19 protein-coding genes are annotated in these 19056 nt (G+C 62.5%); 9 read left to right on the forward strand and 10 right to left on the reverse strand.

Annotated features, from left to right (window positions below):
- Nucleotides 1–32 precede the first annotated feature (32 nt).
- On the forward strand, nucleotides 33–710 hold the full coding sequence (locus RM192_RS01435) for a pentapeptide repeat-containing protein (protein WP_311505748.1): 678 nt from the start codon (nucleotides 33–35) through the stop codon (nucleotides 708–710).
- Nucleotides 711–746: 36 nt separating this feature from the next.
- Here RM192_RS01435 and RM192_RS01440 read toward each other — a convergent pair whose 3' ends face one another.
- Entirely contained in the window at nucleotides 747–2003 is a 1257-nt protein-coding gene (locus RM192_RS01440; protein ID WP_409233773.1) for an aspartate kinase, read from the reverse strand.
- A gap of 85 nt (nucleotides 2004–2088) precedes the next feature.
- Between RM192_RS01440 and ubiG the strand changes: the two genes are divergently transcribed.
- Both ubiG and RM192_RS01450 read left to right on the forward strand, forming a co-directional pair.
- Nucleotides 2089–2823: a bifunctional 2-polyprenyl-6-hydroxyphenol methylase/3-demethylubiquinol 3-O-methyltransferase UbiG gene (gene ubiG, locus RM192_RS01445; RefSeq protein ID WP_311505750.1), complete on the forward strand. Its 735-nt coding sequence runs from the start codon at nucleotides 2089–2091 to the stop codon at nucleotides 2821–2823.
- Between the two features lie 13 nt (nucleotides 2824–2836).
- Nucleotides 2837–3016, forward strand: coding sequence for a hypothetical protein (locus RM192_RS01450; RefSeq protein WP_311505751.1), 180 nt, complete (start codon nucleotides 2837–2839; stop codon nucleotides 3014–3016).
- Here RM192_RS01450 and RM192_RS01455 read toward each other — a convergent pair.
- Together RM192_RS01455 and RM192_RS01460 are read right to left on the reverse strand one after the other, a co-directional pair.
- Nucleotides 3000–3326, reverse strand: a complete 327-nt coding sequence (locus tag RM192_RS01455; protein ID WP_311505752.1) for a DUF1294 domain-containing protein — start codon at nucleotides 3324–3326, stop codon at nucleotides 3000–3002. The two genes, RM192_RS01450 and RM192_RS01455, sit on opposite strands and share 17 nt — an antisense overlap.
- 59 nt (nucleotides 3327–3385) lie before the next feature.
- Nucleotides 3386–3799 (reverse strand): thioesterase family protein, encoded by a 414-nt coding sequence (locus RM192_RS01460; protein ID WP_311505753.1) that lies wholly within the window; start codon nucleotides 3797–3799, stop codon nucleotides 3386–3388.
- Nucleotides 3800–4092: 293 nt separating this feature from the next.
- On the opposite strand from RM192_RS01460, the gene RM192_RS01465 reads away from it, so the two are divergent.
- Together RM192_RS01465 and RM192_RS01470 are read left to right on the forward strand one after the other, a co-directional pair.
- The gene (locus tag RM192_RS01465; protein ID WP_311505754.1) at nucleotides 4093–4680 is read left to right on the forward strand and encodes a thermonuclease family protein; all 588 of its coding nucleotides are present in this window, start codon (nucleotides 4093–4095) and stop codon (nucleotides 4678–4680) included.
- A gap of 366 nt (nucleotides 4681–5046) precedes the next feature.
- A complete protein-coding gene (locus tag RM192_RS01470) occupies nucleotides 5047–5766 on the forward strand; it encodes a hypothetical protein (RefSeq protein WP_311505756.1) in 720 nt (239 codons plus the stop codon).
- A 40-nt stretch (nucleotides 5767–5806) separates the two neighbouring features.
- On the opposite strand, the gene RM192_RS01475 is transcribed toward RM192_RS01470, so the two are convergent.
- Nucleotides 5807–6448 (reverse strand): DUF4145 domain-containing protein, encoded by a 642-nt coding sequence (locus RM192_RS01475; protein ID WP_311505758.1) that lies wholly within the window; start codon nucleotides 6446–6448, stop codon nucleotides 5807–5809.
- 59 nt (nucleotides 6449–6507) lie between these two features.
- On the reverse strand, nucleotides 6508–7563 hold the full coding sequence (locus tag RM192_RS01480) for a ribonucleotide-diphosphate reductase subunit beta (RefSeq protein WP_311505759.1): 1056 nt from the start codon (nucleotides 7561–7563) through the stop codon (nucleotides 6508–6510).
- A gap of 217 nt (nucleotides 7564–7780) precedes the next feature.
- Here RM192_RS01480 and RM192_RS01485 point away from each other — a divergent pair, with 217 nt between their 5' ends.
- Nucleotides 7781–8032, forward strand: coding sequence for a DUF2171 domain-containing protein (locus RM192_RS01485; RefSeq protein WP_311505760.1), 252 nt, complete (start codon nucleotides 7781–7783; stop codon nucleotides 8030–8032).
- A 215-nt stretch (nucleotides 8033–8247) separates the two neighbouring features.
- Here RM192_RS01485 and RM192_RS01490 read toward each other — a convergent pair whose 3' ends face one another.
- Both RM192_RS01490 and RM192_RS01495 read right to left on the reverse strand, forming a co-directional pair.
- Entirely contained in the window at nucleotides 8248–8733 is a 486-nt protein-coding gene (locus tag RM192_RS01490) for a PepSY domain-containing protein (RefSeq protein WP_409233774.1), read from the reverse strand.
- Nucleotides 8734–8857: 124 nt separating this feature from the next.
- Nucleotides 8858–10855, reverse strand: a complete 1998-nt coding sequence (locus RM192_RS01495; RefSeq protein ID WP_311505762.1) for a ribonucleoside-diphosphate reductase subunit alpha — start codon at nucleotides 10853–10855, stop codon at nucleotides 8858–8860.
- Nucleotides 10856–11351: 496 nt separating this feature from the next.
- Between RM192_RS01495 and RM192_RS01500 the strand changes: the two genes are divergently transcribed.
- A complete protein-coding gene (locus RM192_RS01500; protein ID WP_311505763.1) occupies nucleotides 11352–11600 on the forward strand; it encodes a GlsB/YeaQ/YmgE family stress response membrane protein in 249 nt (82 codons plus the stop codon).
- Between the two features lie 49 nt (nucleotides 11601–11649).
- On the opposite strand, the gene RM192_RS01505 is transcribed toward RM192_RS01500, so the two are convergent.
- Nucleotides 11650–13158 carry a YifB family Mg chelatase-like AAA ATPase gene (locus RM192_RS01505; RefSeq protein ID WP_311505764.1) on the reverse strand — a complete coding sequence of 503 codons (1509 nt, stop codon included), beginning with the start codon at nucleotides 13156–13158 and terminating at the stop codon, nucleotides 11650–11652.
- A gap of 172 nt (nucleotides 13159–13330) precedes the next feature.
- Between RM192_RS01505 and RM192_RS01510 the strand changes: the two genes are divergently transcribed.
- The gene (locus RM192_RS01510) at nucleotides 13331–14032 is read left to right on the forward strand and encodes a hypothetical protein (RefSeq protein WP_311505765.1); all 702 of its coding nucleotides are present in this window, start codon (nucleotides 13331–13333) and stop codon (nucleotides 14030–14032) included.
- Nucleotides 14033–14402: 370 nt separating this feature from the next.
- Here the strand turns inward: RM192_RS01510 and polA are convergent, their stop codons facing one another.
- Nucleotides 14403–17240, reverse strand: a complete 2838-nt coding sequence (gene polA / locus RM192_RS01515; protein ID WP_311505766.1) for a DNA polymerase I — start codon at nucleotides 17238–17240, stop codon at nucleotides 14403–14405.
- A gap of 281 nt (nucleotides 17241–17521) precedes the next feature.
- On the opposite strand from polA, the gene RM192_RS01520 reads away from it, so the two are divergent.
- Nucleotides 17522–17716, forward strand: coding sequence for a hypothetical protein (locus RM192_RS01520; RefSeq protein ID WP_311505767.1), 195 nt, complete (start codon nucleotides 17522–17524; stop codon nucleotides 17714–17716).
- Nucleotides 17717–17937: 221 nt separating this feature from the next.
- Here the strand turns inward: RM192_RS01520 and RM192_RS01525 are convergent, their stop codons facing one another.
- Nucleotides 17938–18903 (reverse strand): serine hydrolase, encoded by a 966-nt coding sequence (locus tag RM192_RS01525; RefSeq protein ID WP_311505768.1) that lies wholly within the window; start codon nucleotides 18901–18903, stop codon nucleotides 17938–17940.
- Between the last annotated feature and the right edge of the window lie 153 nt (nucleotides 18904–19056).

Raw genomic sequence — 19056 nt, forward strand, 5'->3', positions numbered from 1 at the left:
TGGTGCATGCATGTCGCGCCTATGCGGCCGAAATGAGCAAGCCAACCGTTTCCGGACAGACCCTCGACCGTACCGCCCTTGCAGCCCTTTGCGGCGAAGAGCTGGTCCACCTGACCGAATGCGACATGGATGAGGCGGGTCTTTCCGGACTGGACCTTACAGGCTGGACCTTCGAGCGCTGCAGCTTGCGCCACGCAGACCTCACCGGTGCTAAACTGGCGGGCACGACATGGCAGTCCTGCCGCGCCGCTTTCGCCGACCTGACCGGCACCGATCTCTCCGAAGCCGTCATCACTGCGAGCGATTTCAACAACGTATCCTTTCGCCGCGCCCAGATCGCCTCGGCCCGGTTCACTGCCACGCGCATGACCGGCGCGGACTTTCAGGGCGTGCGCGGCATGGGCTTCACATTCGAGGAAGTGCTGCTGGTCGGCGCGCGTCTGTCCGGCCTGTCGTTCCGCAAGGAGACCTTGCGCCGTGTCGACATGGCGCAGGCGGATCTTGCCAAGTGCGATTTCCGGGGCGCCGTGTTCGAAGGCTGCGCCCTGCGCGAAGCCAACATGGACGGCGCGCTGTTCGCCGGGGCCGACTTGCGCGGCGCAGACCTTGGCGGCTTGCGGCTGGAAGATGCGCGGCTGTTCCGGGGGGCGACGATCTCGCGCGAACAGGCCGAACAGCTCTTGTCCGGCTGGGGGCTGCTGATTCGTTGAACCGACAGGGGCAGGCCGAAGCCTGCCCCGCAACTCTTACTCGCCGTCCATTTCATACGCCGTGTGCAGCACGCGCACGGCCAGTTCGGTCTCGTCCTCGTCGATCAGCACCGAGACCTTGATCTCGCTGGTGGTGATCGCCTGGATGTTGATGCCGCGATCGGCCAGGGCGCGGAACATCGTGGCGGCAACGCCTGCGTGGCTGCGCATGCCGACCCCGACGACGCTGATCTTGGCGACCTTGCTGTTGGCCAGCATGCGGTAGTAGCCGATCGTGTCCTTGCGCTCTTCGAGCAGGGCCTGCGTGCGGGCAAGGTCGGCCAGCGGGACGGTGAAGGTCACGTCAGTCTCGCCGCGGTCCTTGGCGATGTTCTGGATGATCATGTCGACGTTGATGTTCGCAGCCGCCAGCGGCCCGAAGATCGCGGCCACCGCGCCGGGGCGGTCGGCGATGCGCGTCAGGGTGATCTTGGCTTCGTTCTTGTCGGCAGCGATGCCGGTGATCAGCTGGCGTTCCATATCAAGTCCTTCAAGTTCCTCGTCGGAAACGATCATTGTGCCGGGAATCGTGTCTGCAGCGGGCGCATCGTCGTCGATGAACGAGGATAGCACCTGCACCCGCACGCCTTCCTTCATGGCGAGGCTGACCGAACGGGTCTGCAACACTTTCGAGCCGACCGAGGCCAGTTCAAGCATTTCCTCGTAGGTCACGTTCTTCAGCTTGCGCGCCTTGGCGACGATGCGCGGGTCGGTGGTATAGACCCCGTCGACGTCGGTGTAGATGTCGCAGCGGTCGGCCTTCACGGCGGCGGCCACTGCCACGGCAGACGTGTCCGACCCGCCGCGCCCGAGCGTAGTGACGCGGCCTGCGGGCGAAACGCCCTGGAAGCCCGGAATGACTGCGATCTCACCCGATGCCATCGAGGCCATCAGCGCCCCGGCGTCGATATCTTCGATGCGTGCCTTGGCGTGGGCGTCGTCGGTCTTGATCGGCACTTGCCAGCCGAGCCATGACCGCGCCTTGCAGCCCAGCGCCTGCAAGTGCATCGCCAGAAGGCCCGAGGTCACCTGCTCGCCGCTGGCTACGACCACATCGTATTCGGCCGGATCGTAGAGCGGATTGGCTTCGCGCGCGAAGTTCACCAGCCGGTCGGTCTCGCCCGCCATGGCCGATACTACGACCGCGACTTCATGCCCCGCAGCCTGCTGACGCTGAACGATGCGCGCCACGCGGCGGATGCGCTCGGTTCCCGCCATAGACGTGCCGCCGAATTTCATCACGATGCGAGCCAAGGGCTTGCTCCCAACCTGTCCAAACGAAAGAATCTTTCCCGCATGAGCCATGGACCCTGCGGCGCGGGCGCTTTAGGGACGTCATATGAGCAATGCAACCTCTGCGCATACCATTCGCCCTGATGAGGCCGCCCATTTCGGCAAGCTGGCGGCGGACTGGTGGAACCCCAAGGGCTCGTCGGCCATGCTGCACAAGCTGAACCCGGTGCGGCTGGGCTTCATCCGCGATGCCCTCGACGCGCACTTCGCCACAGACTCGCGCGGGCTGAAGCCGCTGACGAGCCGCCGCGCGCTCGATGTCGGCTGCGGCGCCGGACTGCTGTGCGAACCGCTGGCGCGGCTGGGGGGGAACGTGACCGGGGTTGACGCGGCGCAGGAAAACATCGCCGCGGCGTGCCTTCACGCCGAAGGCTCGGGCCTTGCCATCGACTATCGCTGCGGCGATGTCGCTGAGCTTGGCCTGACTGGATACGATCTCGTCACCTCGATGGAAGTGATCGAGCATGTGGCCGACAAGGTCGCCTTCGTTTCCGCGCTTGAGGCCGCGCTCGCAGACGGGGGCCTGATGATCCTGTCCACCCCCAACCGCACCCCGCAATCGCGGCTGCTGCTGGTCGAAGGCGCTGAAGCGCTGGGCATGGTGCCGAAGGGCACGCATCATTGGGACGATTTCATCACGCCTGTCGAACTGCACGACCTGCTCAGCGCGGCGGGGCTGACAATGGGCAACCCGATGGGCATCGCGTGGACGCCATCGCGCGGGCTGCACCTGTCGGATAACCTCGCGCTCAACTACATCGTCACCGCAAAGCGCGGCTGAGAGGAATACCAGAATGGCTGAGCGTTTCGAGCGTCACAAGCAGGCGTGGACCCCCGATGAAATCCAGAAGCTGCACACGCTGGCGAAGAAGGGCATGCCGCTCAAAGCCATCGCCAAGGCGCTGACCCGCAGCGAGGAATCGGTGAAAATCCGCGCCAAGGCGGACAGCCTCGGCATTACAAAACTGCGCTGAGGTCGATCCAGCCGAGCTTCCAGACAGCCCAGCCGCACAGCCCTGCCACTTGCAGAAACGCAATGCCGTGGAGGTTGCTGACGAAGGGCTGCTTGCGCGTCTTGTGCCGAAACAGATGCCGCCCGAGATAGGCACCGGGCGAACCGCCGACGAAGGCCAGCCACAGCAGCGTAGCCTCGCTGGTGCGCCAGCGGCCGGTCTCGGCTTTCCATTTGTCGAGACCGAACGCGGCAAAGGCGAGGAAGTTCAGGGCGATCAGCGCGGTGACGGCATTGGCGGGCGTGAGCAGACTGGCGGGCGGGGTGTCCATCGCCGCAGCACTATCGGCGGAAGCTGAACGATTGGTATATTTGCCGCCAGATCCGGGCGTCAGGCGGGCAGCTTTTCCGAAGGCAGGAACCGCTCGACCAGATCGCGCGCCAGCCGCGCGGGGCGCAGCGTTTCGGCATCGAGGCAGCACCAGCTGGACTTCACTTCCGCCAGCACCTCTTCGCCGCGCTTGATGATCGTTTCATAGAACGCGCGCGCGCCCTGCACTTTTTCAAGGATGACGTGGGCGATCACCGTGTCGTCCAGAAACGTCGGGCGGCGGTAGGTGATCTCGTGCTTGAGCGCGACCCACAGGTGCGCCGCCACCGCATCAGCCGGAGCGAGCGCGCGCCAGTGATCGATCACCGCGTCCTGCACCCAGGTCAGATAGGACGCGTTGTTGACGTGCCCCATGAAATCGATGTCCGAGGGCTGCACGGCAATGGGCACGAGATGAGGCGGGAGCTTGTTCACACTGATGTAGATAGCATGATTCGCATGACAGCGATAGGACAGCGACCACCCTTTTTGAGGGGGCGGGGTTTACAGGGTTTACACAGCCCAGAGGCAAAAGTGTAAACCCCCGGCAAGCGGGAAAATCCGGGGCGTCCGGTTGCTGTTGACGGTTCAAGGAGCGAGGCCGGACGCTGCCCGATCCCTTCCGTGTAGGACAGCGAAATCGGTTCGGCTTCCGCTAAGCAACGGCGAACAAATCCAATCCTGCCATTTTGGAATTGTTTACCCGCCCAGCGCTAAGCCGCTGTGTTGTGAGCACAAACCGCCGAAACCCGCGCCGCTATCCCGCCCGGCTCTTGCCGTTCAAGGGACGCCGTCCGTCCAGGCGCCGTCCGCTTGGCAGGAAGGACCCGGCGTGGTTCAAGCTGTTGATGGTGGCCCTGCCGTTCGCCGCCGCGAGCGCGGTTTACACGTTTGACGGACCGCCCTCTGCCGAGGCGCTGTCGCTATCATTTCTGAAGCCGCTGGCCGCGCCTGCCAGCGGTGCCGACCGCGAGAGCGGATCGTTCGGCAAGTGCCGGGGCATGGGCTGGAACTGCGTGATCGATGGCGACACCATCCGCTATCACGGCGAGAAAATCCGCATCGCCGACATCAACACGCCCGAGACATTCGAAGCGCAGTGCGCCGCAGAACGCGAACTCGGCAACGCGGCCACCGCGCGGATGATCGACCTGCTGAATGAAGGCGCCTTCACCCTCGAACCGATAGAGCGCGAAACCGACAAATACGGCCGCACCCTGCGCGTCATCACGCGCGACGGCGAGAGCCTTGGCGAAACGCTGGTGGCCGAAGGACTGGCGGAGCGCTGGAAAGGCTATCGCAGTGGGTGGTGCTGAGGGGGCTTGGTTGGGATTAGGGATTTATGCGAGGGCCATCGCTTAGAGTTTTGCACTGATTAACAACTAAGTGGATTGTGCGATTTTGAACTTGATTTTGGCGATTGCTCTTGACGCCGCGATTCGTCGAGCGGATATGACCGGAACTGCCGTAGCGTTGACACGTAATTCCATTGCCGATAATGGCGCCCGCTAATTGGGATCATATTGTGTTTCGCAAGCTTATCGACCGCATCTTTTTTGGAGGATACGAGGCAATCGACCTGACGTCGACGGCTAAGGTCGTTGCGCGCTATGCTCGCGGCAATGTTTCTATTCAATTTGGCCGCTATTTGACGAAGAGCAGAATGGAAAGGTTGTGCGCCGATGGGGACCGAGCCGCAGCCCGCCTTGCCGCCCGAGCCGACAGAGCCAAAATCTGAAGTTCTTCCCTACGGCGATTTCCTGAGAGAGATTGCCAAAGAATGGAACAAGGCTGAATCCGCAATAAAGCGATCGGAACAAGTCGTTGGGGATCTTTCGATCCCTGCGATTTCGGAACTGCGGTATGCTGGCCGCCGCCTGATTGACGCACTTGATGCGGCGCATCACGATGGCAATTCGGCGCGGATACAAGGGCTGCTCGAAGATGCCCGGTTTTGCTGCCACCGTGCGCAACACGATGCGATTGACGCTGCCTTGGCCAAGATCGGCATTGATCTTGATTCGATGACCTCAAAGCTCGGCTTCGATGCTATTCTGCATGCCTATCCTGATTTCAGGACGCTTTACACCGACTTTGTACAAGCGCGGCAGAAGGTGGCGGAATCGCGTGAAAATCGCGAAGATCGCAACGGAATTTACGATGCGCTCACTGCGATCGATATGCCAAGGATCATTGATTCCTATTCAAACCTGAAAGCCGTCCTTCCTATGGCAAAGCGTGCAGCAGTGCAGCGCAAGTTGGGCGGCGTTGTTGGCGCGATAAGTTTGCTTGTCACGATTGCAGCGGCGATATTTGCGGGAATGGCAGTCGATTGGAGCAAATATATGCCGCAGCATGCAGTGGAAAAATCACTGCCCGCGCTCGCGCAACCGACCGGGTAAATACAGATCCTATCGCGTTATCAATCGCACTGCTGAAAGTTCAATATGCTGCCCCTGCCTTAATTGGAGGCTTTCCTGCCGAGGCTAACTTCTCATTTAGCATAGCTCGACGATGAGCTGATCGAGCAGGGCGTACATAATAATGCTGAAATAGATCAAATATCAGCTGGAGACTCCACTCTGCTTCACCAACTTCCACGTCTATGACTTGTAGAGTAGTTTTATCATCTACCGGATGAGCAGAAAAGTTACCAAAGTTCCTAATGGCGTCGAGGCTATCTCTTAGATCGGCCGGTAAGGCTTTAGACGCAGCTTGCTCATCAATAGCAGCCTGAACTTGCTTTGCTAAATTGTCACTTTTATAGCCAGCCTCTTGCAGCATGAATTGCAGGCAACGTCTAGCAAGTGCGGCAGAAGCCTTGGGACTGATCGATAGAACTTGATTAGCTTCGCTATAATCTTTCGCAAGAATAACAGGTACTTCTGGCGGCGGCGGTTCAAATGCTCCGCTACGAGGAAACGCCCGAACCGTCTCAATAAGGGTAGTGCCCTGAAGATTGGAAAAATTCAGATCAATCGTCGGTCCGGCGCAAAAAGGACATACGTGGCAAGTCGCCGAAATTCGTATTGAATCGCCTTTCCATGCACCATACACAAATTTTGGTTGCGTCTGGACGAACAACTGCGTGTCAGTTGTGCTTGGGTGTATCCCCTTGAGGCAATGTGGGCATTGCATTCACATCACTCCGCCGCGATCCCCGCCGCGCCAAACATATCCACCTCAACTTCCGTCGTAACCTCCTCGTTCGCCACCGACTTCGCCTTGCGGCGGCTGTCGAAGCTGGACCAGACGGTGTTCCAGTCACCGCGGGTGGCGGCTTTGGAGTATTCCGTGGCGCGGGTTTCGAAGAAGTTGGCGTGTTCCACGCCGTTGAGCAGCGGGGCGAGCCATGGGAGGGGGTGGTCTTCGATCATGTAGATCGGCTGGAAGCCGAGCTGGCCGAGGCGCCAATCGGCGATGTAGCGGATGTAGCGCTTGATTTCCTTGGCGCTCATGCCGGGAACCGGGCCTTGTTCGAAGGCGAGATCAATGAAGGCGTCTTCGAGGCGCACCGTCTTCTGGCAGCAGTCGATGATGTCTTCCTTCACCGCCTTGGTCAGACAGCCGCGCTCCGCCACGAAAGCGTGGAACAGCTTGGTGATGCCTTCGCAGTGCAGCGATTCATCGCGGATCGACCAGGTGACGATCTGGCCCATGCCCTTCATCTTGTTGAAGCGCGGGAAGTTCATCAGCATGGCGAAGCTGGCGAACAGTTGCAGCCCTTCGGTGAAGCCGCCGAACATGGCGAGCGTGCGGGCGATATCCTCGTCCGTGTCCACGCCGAAGGTCTGCAGATAGTCGTGCTTGGCCTTCAGTTCCTCGTATTCGAGGAACATGCCGTATTCGCTTTCGGGCATGCCGATGGTGTCAAGCAGGTGGCTGTAGGCGGCGATGTGCACCGTCTCCATGTTGGAGAAGGCAGCGAGCATCATCTTGACCTCGGTCGGCTTGAACACGCGGCCATATTGTTCGTGGTAGCAGTTCTGCACTTCCACGTCGGCCTGGGTGAAGAAGCGGAAGATCTGCGTCAGCAGGTTGCGCTCATGCTCTGAAATCTTCTGCGCCCAATCGCGGCAATCCTCGCCCAAGGGCACCTCTTCGGGCATCCAGTGGATCTGCTGCTGGCGCTTCCAGAATTCATAGGCCCAAGGATATTCGAAGGGCTTGTAGGTCTTGCGGGCTTCAAGAAGAGACATGGGCTGCGGTCCTGTACTGATTCTGCGAATGTAGGGATTGGCGGGGCTTGGCGAAAGCGCCGGGGCCGTGATCGCGGGGGATTGATTCGGGGTTTTCCACTGCACGGAGGGGCAGGTGCGGCCTGAGGGAACGGGCGCGGCGCGGCGGCGTTCTCAGGGCAAGGCGGCGCAGGCTCTCTGCACTGCCGCATGTCCCCGATTTTGCAGGAGAAGTGCCATGAGTGACCACGACATTCGCGAGCACATGGAAGTGATCGGCGCCGATGGCGTTCACATCGGCACGGTCGATTCGGTCGAAAGCCACCGGATCAAGTTGACCAAGAAGGATTCGGACGCGGGCTTTGAGGGCGGAACCCATTCGGGCCACCATCATTACCTGCCTGTCGGGCTGGTTGCCGAAGTGGAAGGCGACAGGGTGCGGCTTTCGGCCAACGGCGACGTGGCGTGGGGCATGCTCGAAGAGAAATAAGTCCTGCCGGATGGCGCGGCGCTTCTGCGGCCCCTTGCGGGGCTGCAGATACGTCCCGCCCCCTTCGGGACCAGGTCGCGTAACGCGGCTGGAAAGCGCCTCGCGGAAACGCGGGGCGTTTTTCTTTTTTGAGGGGTGCGCCTTTGGCGTTCGCCAAAGGCTTGCTGGTGCAGCAAAGGAAGGGCCGGATGGCCCTTCCGTTCCAATCAAAAACCCTACTTCCAGAACATGCCGGGCTTGATCCCGCGATCCTTGCGGTTCTTCCACATGGTATAATACATCCACAGGCCGGAAATGCTGAAGAACAGCAGCGCAAGGCCCGTCATCAGCGAAATCGCCGTGCCGACCGGACCGAATTCCTCGCCCGAATGCAGGTGGTGGAACCAGCCGACGAGCGACTTCATCCCGCCCGGCGCGGCCTTGGGCCGGCACATCATCGTTTCGGGGCAGACGAAGCCCTGTGGCACAGGCGGCGGCCCGGCCTGTTGACCCTCCGGCCAGAGAGCGGTCACATGGCTGGCGACGCCGGTGAAGGCCATCCACACCATGAACACCCCGAAAAACACCGTGATCCAGCGGTGCCACTTGCGCATGTAACGAACCCCTTTGATAATGCGAATTGATCGCAACAATAGACAAAGCCGCCTTAGCGGGCTTGGCCGGGATCGCGCAAGCAGGAGTCTTGTCGCGGATTGTCGCACATGCGCGCAAGCCGCGAAGTGTCGCGGGGTGTAACGGGATTGCGCCTCCCGGCAGCCGGTCGGACGTCTCGGGACGTTCTGGGACTGCCGGGGTGGGCATGAAGATTACCTCAACAAATGACCATCACTGACAGGCGAGGCATTCCTCGTAGTCGGTCGGGCCGGCGAGTTCCATGACCGGGGCGATGGCGGTGTTGTCTGCCTCGACGCCGCCGGCAAAGCCTGCGCGCTGCACCGACTTCGAGCGCAGGTAATAGAGCGACTTGATGCCCTTTTCCCATGCCTGGAAGTGCAGCATCATCAGGTCCCACTTGTCCACGTCTGCCGGGATGTAGAGGTTCAGCGACTGGGCCTGATCGATATAGGGCGTGCGGTCGGCCGCGAATTCGAGCAGCCAGCGCTGGTCGATCTCGAAGCTGGTCTTGTAGACCGCCTTTTCCTCAGGGCTGAGGAAATCGAGGTGCTGGATCGAGCCGCCGTTCTCGAGGATCGTGTTCCACACATTGGTGGAATCCTTGGACTTGTCGGCCAGCAGCCTCTGCAGGTAGGGGTTCTTGACCACGAACGAGCCCGACAGCGTCTTGTGCGTGTAGATGTTCGCCGGGATCGGTTCGATGCACGCGGACGTGCCGCCGCAGATGATCGAGATGGATGCGGTCGGCGCAATCGCCATCTTGCACGAGAAGCGCTGCATCACGCCCATGTCGGCGGCATCGGGGCACGGCCCGCGTTCCTGCGCCAGCATCAGCGAAGCTTCGTCGGCCTTGGCGGCGACGTGCTTGAACATCTTGAGGTTCCACGCCTTGGCCATCGCCGATTCAAAGGCGATGCCCTTCATTTGCAGGAACGAATGGAAACCCATCACGCCCATGCCGACCGAGCGTTCGCGCGCGGCGGAGTACTTGGCGCGGGCCATTTCGCTGGGCGCGCGGTCGATATAGTCCTGCAGCACGTTGTCGAGGAAGCGCAGAACGTCTTCGATGAACAGCTTGTCGCCGTTCCACTCGTCCCAGGTTTCAAGGTTGAGCGAGGACAGGCAGCACACCGCCGTGCGATCGTTGCCGAGATGGTCGCGGCCTGTGGGCAGGGTGATTTCCGAACACAGGTTCGAGGTCGAAACCTTGAGGCCGAGATCGCGGTGATGCTTGGGCATCATGCGGTTCACGGTGTCGGAGAAGACGATGTAGGGTTCGCCCGTGGCGAGGCGGGTTTCGACCAGCTTCTGGAACAGCGAACGTGCATCGACCGTGGCACGGACCGAACCGTCCTTCGGGCTGCGCAAGTGGAATTCGGCGCCATCGCGCACGGCTTCCATGAAATCGTCGGTCAGCAGCACGCCGTGGTGCAGGTTCAGCGCCTTGCGGTTGAAATCGCCCGATGGCTTGCGGATTTCGAGGAACTCCTCGATTTCCGGGTGGCTGACGTCGAGGTAGCACGCCGCCGAACCACGGCGCAGCGAGCCCTGGCTGATCGCGAGCGTCAGCGAATCCATCACGCGCACGAATGGGATGATGCCGCTGGTCTTGCCGTTGAGGCCGACGCTCTCGCCAATGCCGCGCACCTTGCCCCAATAGGTGCCGATGCCGCCGCCGCGCGAGGCGAGCCAGACGTTCTCGTTCCAGGTGGCGACGATGCCTTCGAGGCTGTCATCCACCGAGTTCAGGTAGCATGAGATCGGCAAGCCCCGTCCGGTGCCGCCATTCGACAGCACGGGCGTTGCCGGCATGAACCACAGCTTGGAGATGTAATCGTAGAGACGCTGAGCATGGTCCTGATCGTCGGCATAGGCATCGGCCACGCGCGCGAACAGGTCCTGATACTTCTCGCCCGGCAGCAGATAGCGGTCGTCGAGCGTGTCCTTGCCGAAGTCGGTCAGGCGCGCATCGCGGCTGTCATCGGTGACGATGGTGAAGCGGCGCGGATTGACCTTCTTGGAATCGCTGACGGGTTCAGCTGCCGCGACGGCTGCAGCAGCAACAGTTGCCGCCATTCCGGCAACCAGCGCATCGCTGCCTGCATCCTTGGTGTTCATGTCCATCGCCTTTGTCTCACCAGCGCTCAACGTGTTGAGGGCCAGTTCATCCTGTGCAGCCACCGAGCCGTCTCCAGTTCTGAAATCCACGTCGCAACCCCCGTCTGAGCGCCTGTCGCCACAGCGACCGGCATGTCTTCATCATCGAATCGGGAGCACCTCCCGACCATAGCGAAGTTGGAACACATGGGGAACATTATTCCCCCGATCCCTGACTTCATGCGAAATTCGTAATCCAGTCGGTCCGCGCTCCTCGCGCAGGCAGGTCATGCCAATGCGCGACAAACACGCCCAAGCACTCCAAACTAGGTTTAGAGGTCCCCCTGAAGCCCGACCACAACCCATAGTGCCTCAACCCCGATAAGACACAAGAGGGTAAAGGTGCTGATGCGGACTCGATTCGTCGCAAGCCCGATTCGTTTCGTCGCTCAAAAAGTCATGCTGCAGTGCAGCGACGCGCGGTGCGAGCGGCAGTTCAAGAGGCAAATGACGCTGGACGGAATTTTTTTGGCGCCGGTCAGCAAATTGTGGACAAGACCGGGTCAACCGGCACCATATAAGGTGTCCACAGGAATGGAGCCTGAACGTGCTGAATCTGATCTCGATCGTCTTCACCGGCCTTGTCGTGGGCGTGCTGGCGCGGTTCTTCTATCCCGGCGATGTGGACATCGGTTTGCTGCGCACGATCCTGCTTGGTGTGGGCGGCGCACTGGTGGCCGGGCTGCTGGCAAGCTGGCGCTCGCGCAGCACGTTCGGCGAGGGCGTGAACCGTGCGGGCTGTCTGGCGTCAGTACTGGGCGCGATGCTGCTGATCTTCATCGGGCGTAGCTTGTAAGGGTCGAAGCATACCCCATCCTTCGTTCGGAACGAACGGAGGAAGGAAACTACGCCCTCGGCGCGACCCTGCGGTAGCTGAGCGCTTCCGCGATGTGGACGCGGCTTATGGTTTCCACGCCAGCCAAGTCGGCGATGGTGCGCGCTACGCGCAACATGCGGGTGTAGCCGCGCGCCGAGAGGCGCATCGCTTCGGCGGCCTGGGCGAGGAGTTTGCGCCCCGGTTCGTCTGGTGTGGCATGGAGATCCAGCAGATCGGCATCGAGTTCGGCATTGCTGCGTTTGCCGGTGCCTTCCAATCGCGCGGTCTGGACGCCGCGCGCGCGGGCGACGCGGGCAGCGACCTGGTCAGAGCCTTCGGCGGGCGGGGGCAGGGCAAGATCGGCGGCTGAGACGGGATCGACATCGACATGCAGATCGATCCGGTCGAGTAGCGGGCCTGAGACTTTCGACTGGTAATCGGCGGCGCAGCGCGGGGCGCGGCTGCAGCCGAGCGCTGGATCACCAAGGTGGCCGCAGCGGCACGGGTTCATCGCCGCGATCAACTGGACCCGCGCGGGGAAGGTAACGTGGGCATTGGCGCGCGCGACGGTCACTTCGCCCGTCTCCAGCGGCTGGCGCAGCGAATCGAGCACCGCGCGCTGGAATTCGGGCAGTTCGTCGAGGAACAGCACGCCAAGATGCGCGAGGCTGACCTCGCCGGGGCGCACTTTCAAACCGCCGCCGGTGAGCGCCGCCATAGAAGCGGAATGGTGGGGAGCGCGGAACGGCCGCGCGCGGCTGATCCGGCCATCCTCCAGCGTGCCAGCCACCGAAGCGACCATCGACACTTCCAGCGCCTCAGCCGGGGTCAGTTCAGGCAGGATGCCGGGCAGGCATGAGGCGAGCAGCGATTTGCCCGCACCGGGCGGCCCGCTCATCAGCAGGTTGTGCGATCCGGCTGCGGCGATTTCGAGCGCGCGTTTGGCGGTTTCCTGTCCCTTGACCTGTTTGAGATCGGCCATGCGGCGCGGCGGCTCGGCCTCGCCCTGTCGCGGCGCAGGCAGGCGGTGCGTGCCCTTGAGGTGGTTCAGCAGGCCGACAAGGTCGGGTGCGGCGATCACGTCAATCCCGCTGGCCCAGCGTGCCTCCGGCCCTTGTGCGGCGGGGCAGATCAATCCCTTGTCCTGACCGCTGGCATGGAGCGCTGCCAGCAACACGCCCGGCGAGGGCAGGACGCGGCCATCGAGCGCCAGTTCGCCGACCGCCACGTAGTCGGCAATCTGCTCGAGATCGACCACGCCCATCGCCGCCAACAGCGCGAGCGCGATGGGCAGATCGTAGTGCGAGCCTTCCTTCGGCAGGTCGGCAGGTGAAAGATTCACGGTGATCCGCTTGGGCGGAAGCGCGAGGCCCAATGCGGAGAGCGCCGACTGCACCCGTTCGCGGCTTTCGCCCACCGCCTTGTCGGGCAGGCCGACCAGCTTGAACGCGGGCATGCCGGGCGCGACCTGACACTGCACTTCCACCGCGCGCGCCTCAAGCCCGAGATAGGCGACCGTCGATACCAGCGCGACCATGCATGCTCCTGCCCGCTAAGGGATAATCCTCAGGGTAGCGCGCGGGCCGCCCCGGCGGGGGCACGATGCTGCCATTCCGGAGGCATCTGGACCATTCGCGGAATTGATGGTGAACCGGATTTAACCCCGTTCCTTGGCAATTCGGCAAGGCGCACGCGCGGAAGGGTGAAGCATGATCCGCCGCGTTCTCCTGCCTGCCCTGTCCGCGCTGTTGCTGTGTCAGCCGGTTTGCGCGCGCGAGGTCTCCACCCGGACTTGGGTAGAAGACGGCGTCACCTGGACCGAGACCACCGTGGTCGAGGTGGAAGAGCCGGGTTCAGAGCGGCTTGTCGGGCTGCATGATGGCCCAGAGCGCAACGGCTTGGCCAGTTTCGGGCCGTTCGAGGTGCTTGACGGCACACGCGCCGCGCTGGTGGCCGAGACCGACTCCTATTCGCCCGCAGACTTCAGCAAGATGCTGCGCGCCTATCCCGGCATTCGTGTGTTGGAGATGGCCGATTGCCCCGGCACGGTCGACGATTTCGCCAACTTGCGGCTCGGGCGGATGATCAGGGCGCAGGGTATCGCCACGCATGTGCCCGATCACGGCTCTGTACGCTCTGGCGCGGTCGAACTGTTTCTTGCAGGTGCCAGCCGCAGTGCCGCGCCCGACGCGTCATTCGTCGTCCATGCGTGGATCGACGAAGACGGGCGCGAGCCGGACGACTTTGCCGCCGACGCCTCGGTCAACAGGGCTTACGTCAGCTACTACCGCGAAATGGGGTTGGCGGATGACAAGGCTGCGGCCTTCTACGCGCTGACCAATTCGGTGCCCAATGAGGCTGTGCTGATGCTGGGCAGGGCAGACATGGCGAGGTTTGCGGCGCTGGATTGATCCGCGTTCAGCGGGTCCATCCTCGCAAGATTGCAGGATTTAGCCAACAATCGTTCGTGTCGAGCGCAGTCGAGACACTTGTGCGCGGTGTCTCGACTTCGCTCGACACGAACGGGGAAGGTGAAATGACCCAGCCCTAGGGTCAGGACCTATTACCTGCGCCTTCGAGGTTTGAAGCAAAATGGCCTGATGCAAGGCGAAATCCAACGCAGCAGCTGGCCATTTTGGTCAAATCCCTGCGGGACGCCGGAATGGCTTCCATCCCGGCCAGATACCCGCTTGGAAAGGCAACCAGTCTTCCCGGCGCGACTATCCGCCCGATATGTTCGCCATCCCGGCGCTTCGAAGGCGCAGGTAGTAGGTCCTGACCCTAATGCGCCGCGCCCCATGACAGTCCGGTGCCGATTTCCACGCCCAGCGGTACGGTGAGCACTACCGATGGCTCCGCCGCTGTCGCCATGACGCGCTCGATCACCGGCCTTGCTGCTGCCACGTCACCCTCGGGCAGTTCGAACACCAGTTCGTCGTGGACTTGCAGCAGCATCTTGACGTGCGGCAGGCCCGCTTCGGCCAGCGCAGGCATCATCCGGGCCATGGCGCGCTTGATGATGTCGGCGCTGGTGCCCTGGATCGGGGCGTTGATCGCGGCGCGCTCGCTGCCCTGGCGCTCGGCCTGATTCTTCGAGCCGATGCGCGGAAACCACGTCTTGCGGCCGTACAGCGTTTCGGAATAGCCGCGCTCGCGCACGCTCTCCAAGGTATCGTGGATATAGCGCTGGATGCCGGGGAAGCGTTCGAAATAGCGGTCGATCATCGCCTGCGCCTCGTCCGCGCCAACGCCCAGACGCCCGGCCAGCCCCCAGCGGCTGATCCCGTAGAGGATGGCGAAATTGATCGTCTTGGCGCGGCCGCGCGTGTCGCGGTCAACCGTGCCAAACATTTCCATCGCGGTGCGCGCGTGGATATCCTCGCCCGCCGCGAAGGCTTCTTTTAGCGCGGGTACATCGGCCATGTGCGCGGCCAGACGCAGTTCGATCTGGCTGTAGTCGGCCGCGAGCAGGACGTTGCCCGGTTCCGCCACGAAAGCATCGCGGATCTGACGGCCGATCTCGGTGCGGATCGGTATGTTCTGCAGGTTGGGATCGTTGGACGACAAGCGCCCGGTCTGCGCGCCGACAAGGCTGTAGCTGGTGTGGACGCGGCCCGTATCGGGGTTGATCGCGGCCTGCAGCGCGTCGGTATAAGTGGACTTGAGCTTCGACAGCTGGCGCCATTCGAGCACCAGCGTGGCGACGTCCGCGCCTTGTGCGGCAAGGCCCTCGAGCACCGACTGGTCGGTGGAATACTGCCCAGTCTTGCCCTTCTTTCCGCCCTTGTAGCCAAGCTTGTCGAACAGGACCTCGCCCAATTGCTTGGGGCTGCCGATGGTGAAGGCCATGCCCGCGGCCTCATGGATCACGCCTTCGAGCCGCGCTATCTGCACCGCAAATTCGGCTGAGAGGCCTGCCAGCCGCTCGCGGTCGACCTTGATGCCGTTCCGTTCCATCATCGCCACCACAGGCACCAGCGGGCGGTCGACGCGCTGGTACACGCGTGTGCCGCCCTCTTCGGCAAGGCGGGGGCTGAACAGGCGGTGCAGGCGCCAGGTGACGTCGGCGTCCTCGGCGGCATAGCGCGTGGCGTCGGCCAGCGGCACTTCGGAGAACGAGATCGCCTTCTTGCCGCTGCCGCACAGGTCCTTGAAGGTCATTGTGGTGTGGCCGAGGTGGCGGTCGGACAATTCGTCCATGCCGTGCCCGGCAATGCCGACCTCGCCGCGTCCGGCATCAAGGCAGAAGCTCATCACCATGGTGTCGTCGATGGGGCTGACGTTCACGCCATGGCGGGCGAGGACATTGAGGTCGTACTTGATGTTCTGGCCCACCTTCAGCACCGCGTCGCTTTCTAGCAGCGGTTTCAGAAGGGCCAGCGCGGTGGCCTTGTCCACCTGCACCGGCTTTTCGGCGAACATGTCGGTGCCGCCATGGCCCAGCGGGATGTAGCAGGCCTGATTCGGCCCGAGCGCGAGGCTCACGCCGACGAGATCGGCGCGCATCGAATCGAGCGCGCTCGTTTCGGTATCGACCGCGACGACGCGGGCTTCGAACGCGCCGGCGATCCACTGCTCAAGCTCACCCACTGATTGCACGCAGGCATAGGCGGAGAGGTCGGGCGCGGGCCATGATGGCAGCGGACGGGCCTCGCCCTCGCTGTAGGCCTCTGCGGCCTTGTTGTCGGGCTTGGCAGGGTTGAGCTGGGTCTTGGGGCCGGGGCTGCCCTGTCCGCCGTCCAGACGGCGCAGCAGGCTGGTGAACCCGTGGACTTCGAGAAAGCTCGCCAGCGGATCGCGCGGGATCTGGCCCAGCTTGAAGTCTTCGAGCGCCACTGGCAGCGGGCAGTCTTCCTTGAGCTGGACGAGCACGCGCGAGAGGCGGGCCATGTCGGCCTGCTCGATCAGGCTGTCGCGCAGCTTGCCGGCTTTCATCGCAGGGGCGGCGGCCAGCACCGATTCGAGATCGCCGTGTTCCTGGATCAGCTTGGTCGCGGTCTTGGGGCCGATTCCGCGAATGCCGGGGACGTTGTCGACCGAATCACCCATCAGTGCGAGCACGTCGCCGACTTTCTCTGGCGGCACGCCGAACTTCTCGACCACTTCGGGAATGTCGATGCGCGCGTTCTTCATCGTGTCGAGCATGTCGATGCAGCCGCCGCCTTCAACGCACTTGCCGACAAGCTGCATCAGGTCCTTGTCGGACGATACGATCGTCACGTCCCAGCCGCGCAAGGCTGCGGCACGGGCGTAGGAGGCGATAATGTCGTCGGCCTCGACCGCCTCTTCCTCGATGCAGGCGAGACTGAAAGCGCGGGTCGCGTCGCGGATCAGCGGGAACTGCGGGACAAGGTCCTCGGGCGCGGGCGGGCGGTTGGCCTTGTACTGATCGTAAAGGTCGTTGCGGAACGATGTGCCCGCCTTGTCGAGAATGACTGCAAGGTGGGTCGGCCCATCGGCCTTGTGCAGGTCCTCGGCGAGCTTCCACAACATCGTGGTGTAACCATAGACCGCTCCGACGGGCACACCTTGCGGGTTCGTCAGGGGGGGCAGGCGGTGGTAGGCACGGAAGATGTAAGCCGAGCCATCGACCAGATAGAGATGCTGTTTTTCGTCCATCGGGGGGTGTTAGCAGGGCCTGATGGCCGCGTCATCGGGCTTGCGCGGCACTTTTATTGCAACAATTCGGCGCGTCCAAAGAACGCTTGAACGCCCGCAAATCAGGCAAAAAAAAGGCATTCCGGCCCGTGCGATAGGTCGGCCTGCACAAGATGCATTCGTCTTCTGCTTGCAAGGCGATGAATTGCCGATTAATTGGGTCGGGAAGTCTACCGGCTGAGTAGGCTTTGCGGCGGGCTGCTTGCCCACCGCGGTTCACTTCAATCCAGGGATTGTAACGCATGCGCAAGCTCATCCTCGCCGCTGTCGCCGGCACCGCCTTTGCTCTCGCTGGCTGCTCGGAAAAGCCGGCTGAAGAAGCCACCGAAGCTGCTATGGAAGCCACTGAAGCTGCTGCTGACGCCTCGGGCGCCGCTGCTGACGCTTCGGGCGCCGCTTCGGAAGCTGCTGCAGACGCTTCGGCTGCTGCTATGTAATTTCTGCCTTTCAGGCAGATTACATGAGATAGAAGGGGCGTGGTCTTCGGGCTGCGCCCCTTTCTCTTTTTCGGACGATGTCCAAGAGCAGGCTGGGTTCGAGAACTGGCTGGTCTCAGGACGTGTTGGTGTGCCTGTGCGCCAATGGTGCAAATGTCGGTATAACCCACGCCAAACGCCGCGCAGCATGGCTACGCGGCGTAACGCTCAAAACTTCGGTGTCAGCGGCGGACGAGGTCCTGAGTGCTCTTCACGAGCGGCACGCTGTAGCCATCGTAGATCGTGCGCATCATGCGTGCGATCAGGCGTGCGTGCGAAGCATGTCCTTCCGGACCTGTCACGAAAAATGCAACCGCAAGATGGCGGCCATCGGGCAGCCGCACAATCCCGACATCGTCGGTAACGCCTGCCAGCGTGCCGGTCTTGTGTGCGACCAACGTGCCCTCGGGCAGGCCAGCGCGGATGCGCGTCTTGCCGGTGCTGGTGCGGGTCATCGTATCGAGCAGCACCGCGCGGCTTTCAGGGCTGAGCACGTTCCCGCGATCGATTGAGGCCAGCAGCGCGACCATCGCACGCGGCGTGCTGGATGTGCGCACGTCGATAACGCGGGCGGGATCGACCTTGCCGTCATCGCGGACCAGCGTTGCCATCGTGTGATCGAGCCGCTGGCCGCTGATGCCGTTGCGCGAAAGCCAGTTGTTGACATGCTCGAACCCGCCAACGGCGCGGATCAACCCGTCGGTCGCCTCGTTATGGCTGCGGGTGATCATCAATTCCATCAGGCTCTGTGCGGTCATCACTTCGCCAGCCCGCAGTGGCGCTTCGGCGCTGCGGGTGCCGGTTTCGCGCACCGGAATCATCATCGGGAACTGCTGATCGAGCCGGTATGTGCCCTTTTCAACCTGTTCAAGGAACGTGGCCGCCACCGCGACCTTGGCCGTGCTTGCCATCGGGAAGGGCATGTCACCGTTGACGAAGATCTGCCCGCCACCATCGAGATCCATCGCGGCCACGCCGATCCGGCCCGCGCTTTCGGCGGCAATGGCTGCTACCTGCTGCTGGATGATCTGGTCGCGCTGGTCCTGCACCGAAATCTGGGCGCGGCTCTGGACGGCGGGAACGGTGGCAACGAGTGCCGGTGCCGCCGTCAAAAGTGCGGCGATCATCCTTGCGGTGCGAAACTTCATGCCCACTGATTACCCCGAACCCGGTTTATGTGTCTTTAACAAAAGTAACGCATTGCGATTCCGGTGAAAAGTGCGGCTCGCAACGCTCTGGCGCGCGTTCGGTCCGGTTTGGCGAATGTTTGGGAACCCACTTCACGCCAGAACGATGATTTG

It is taken from the genome of Novosphingobium sp. MMS21-SN21R, assembly GCF_031846015.1.
Taxonomy (GTDB): domain Bacteria; phylum Pseudomonadota; class Alphaproteobacteria; order Sphingomonadales; family Sphingomonadaceae; genus Novosphingobium.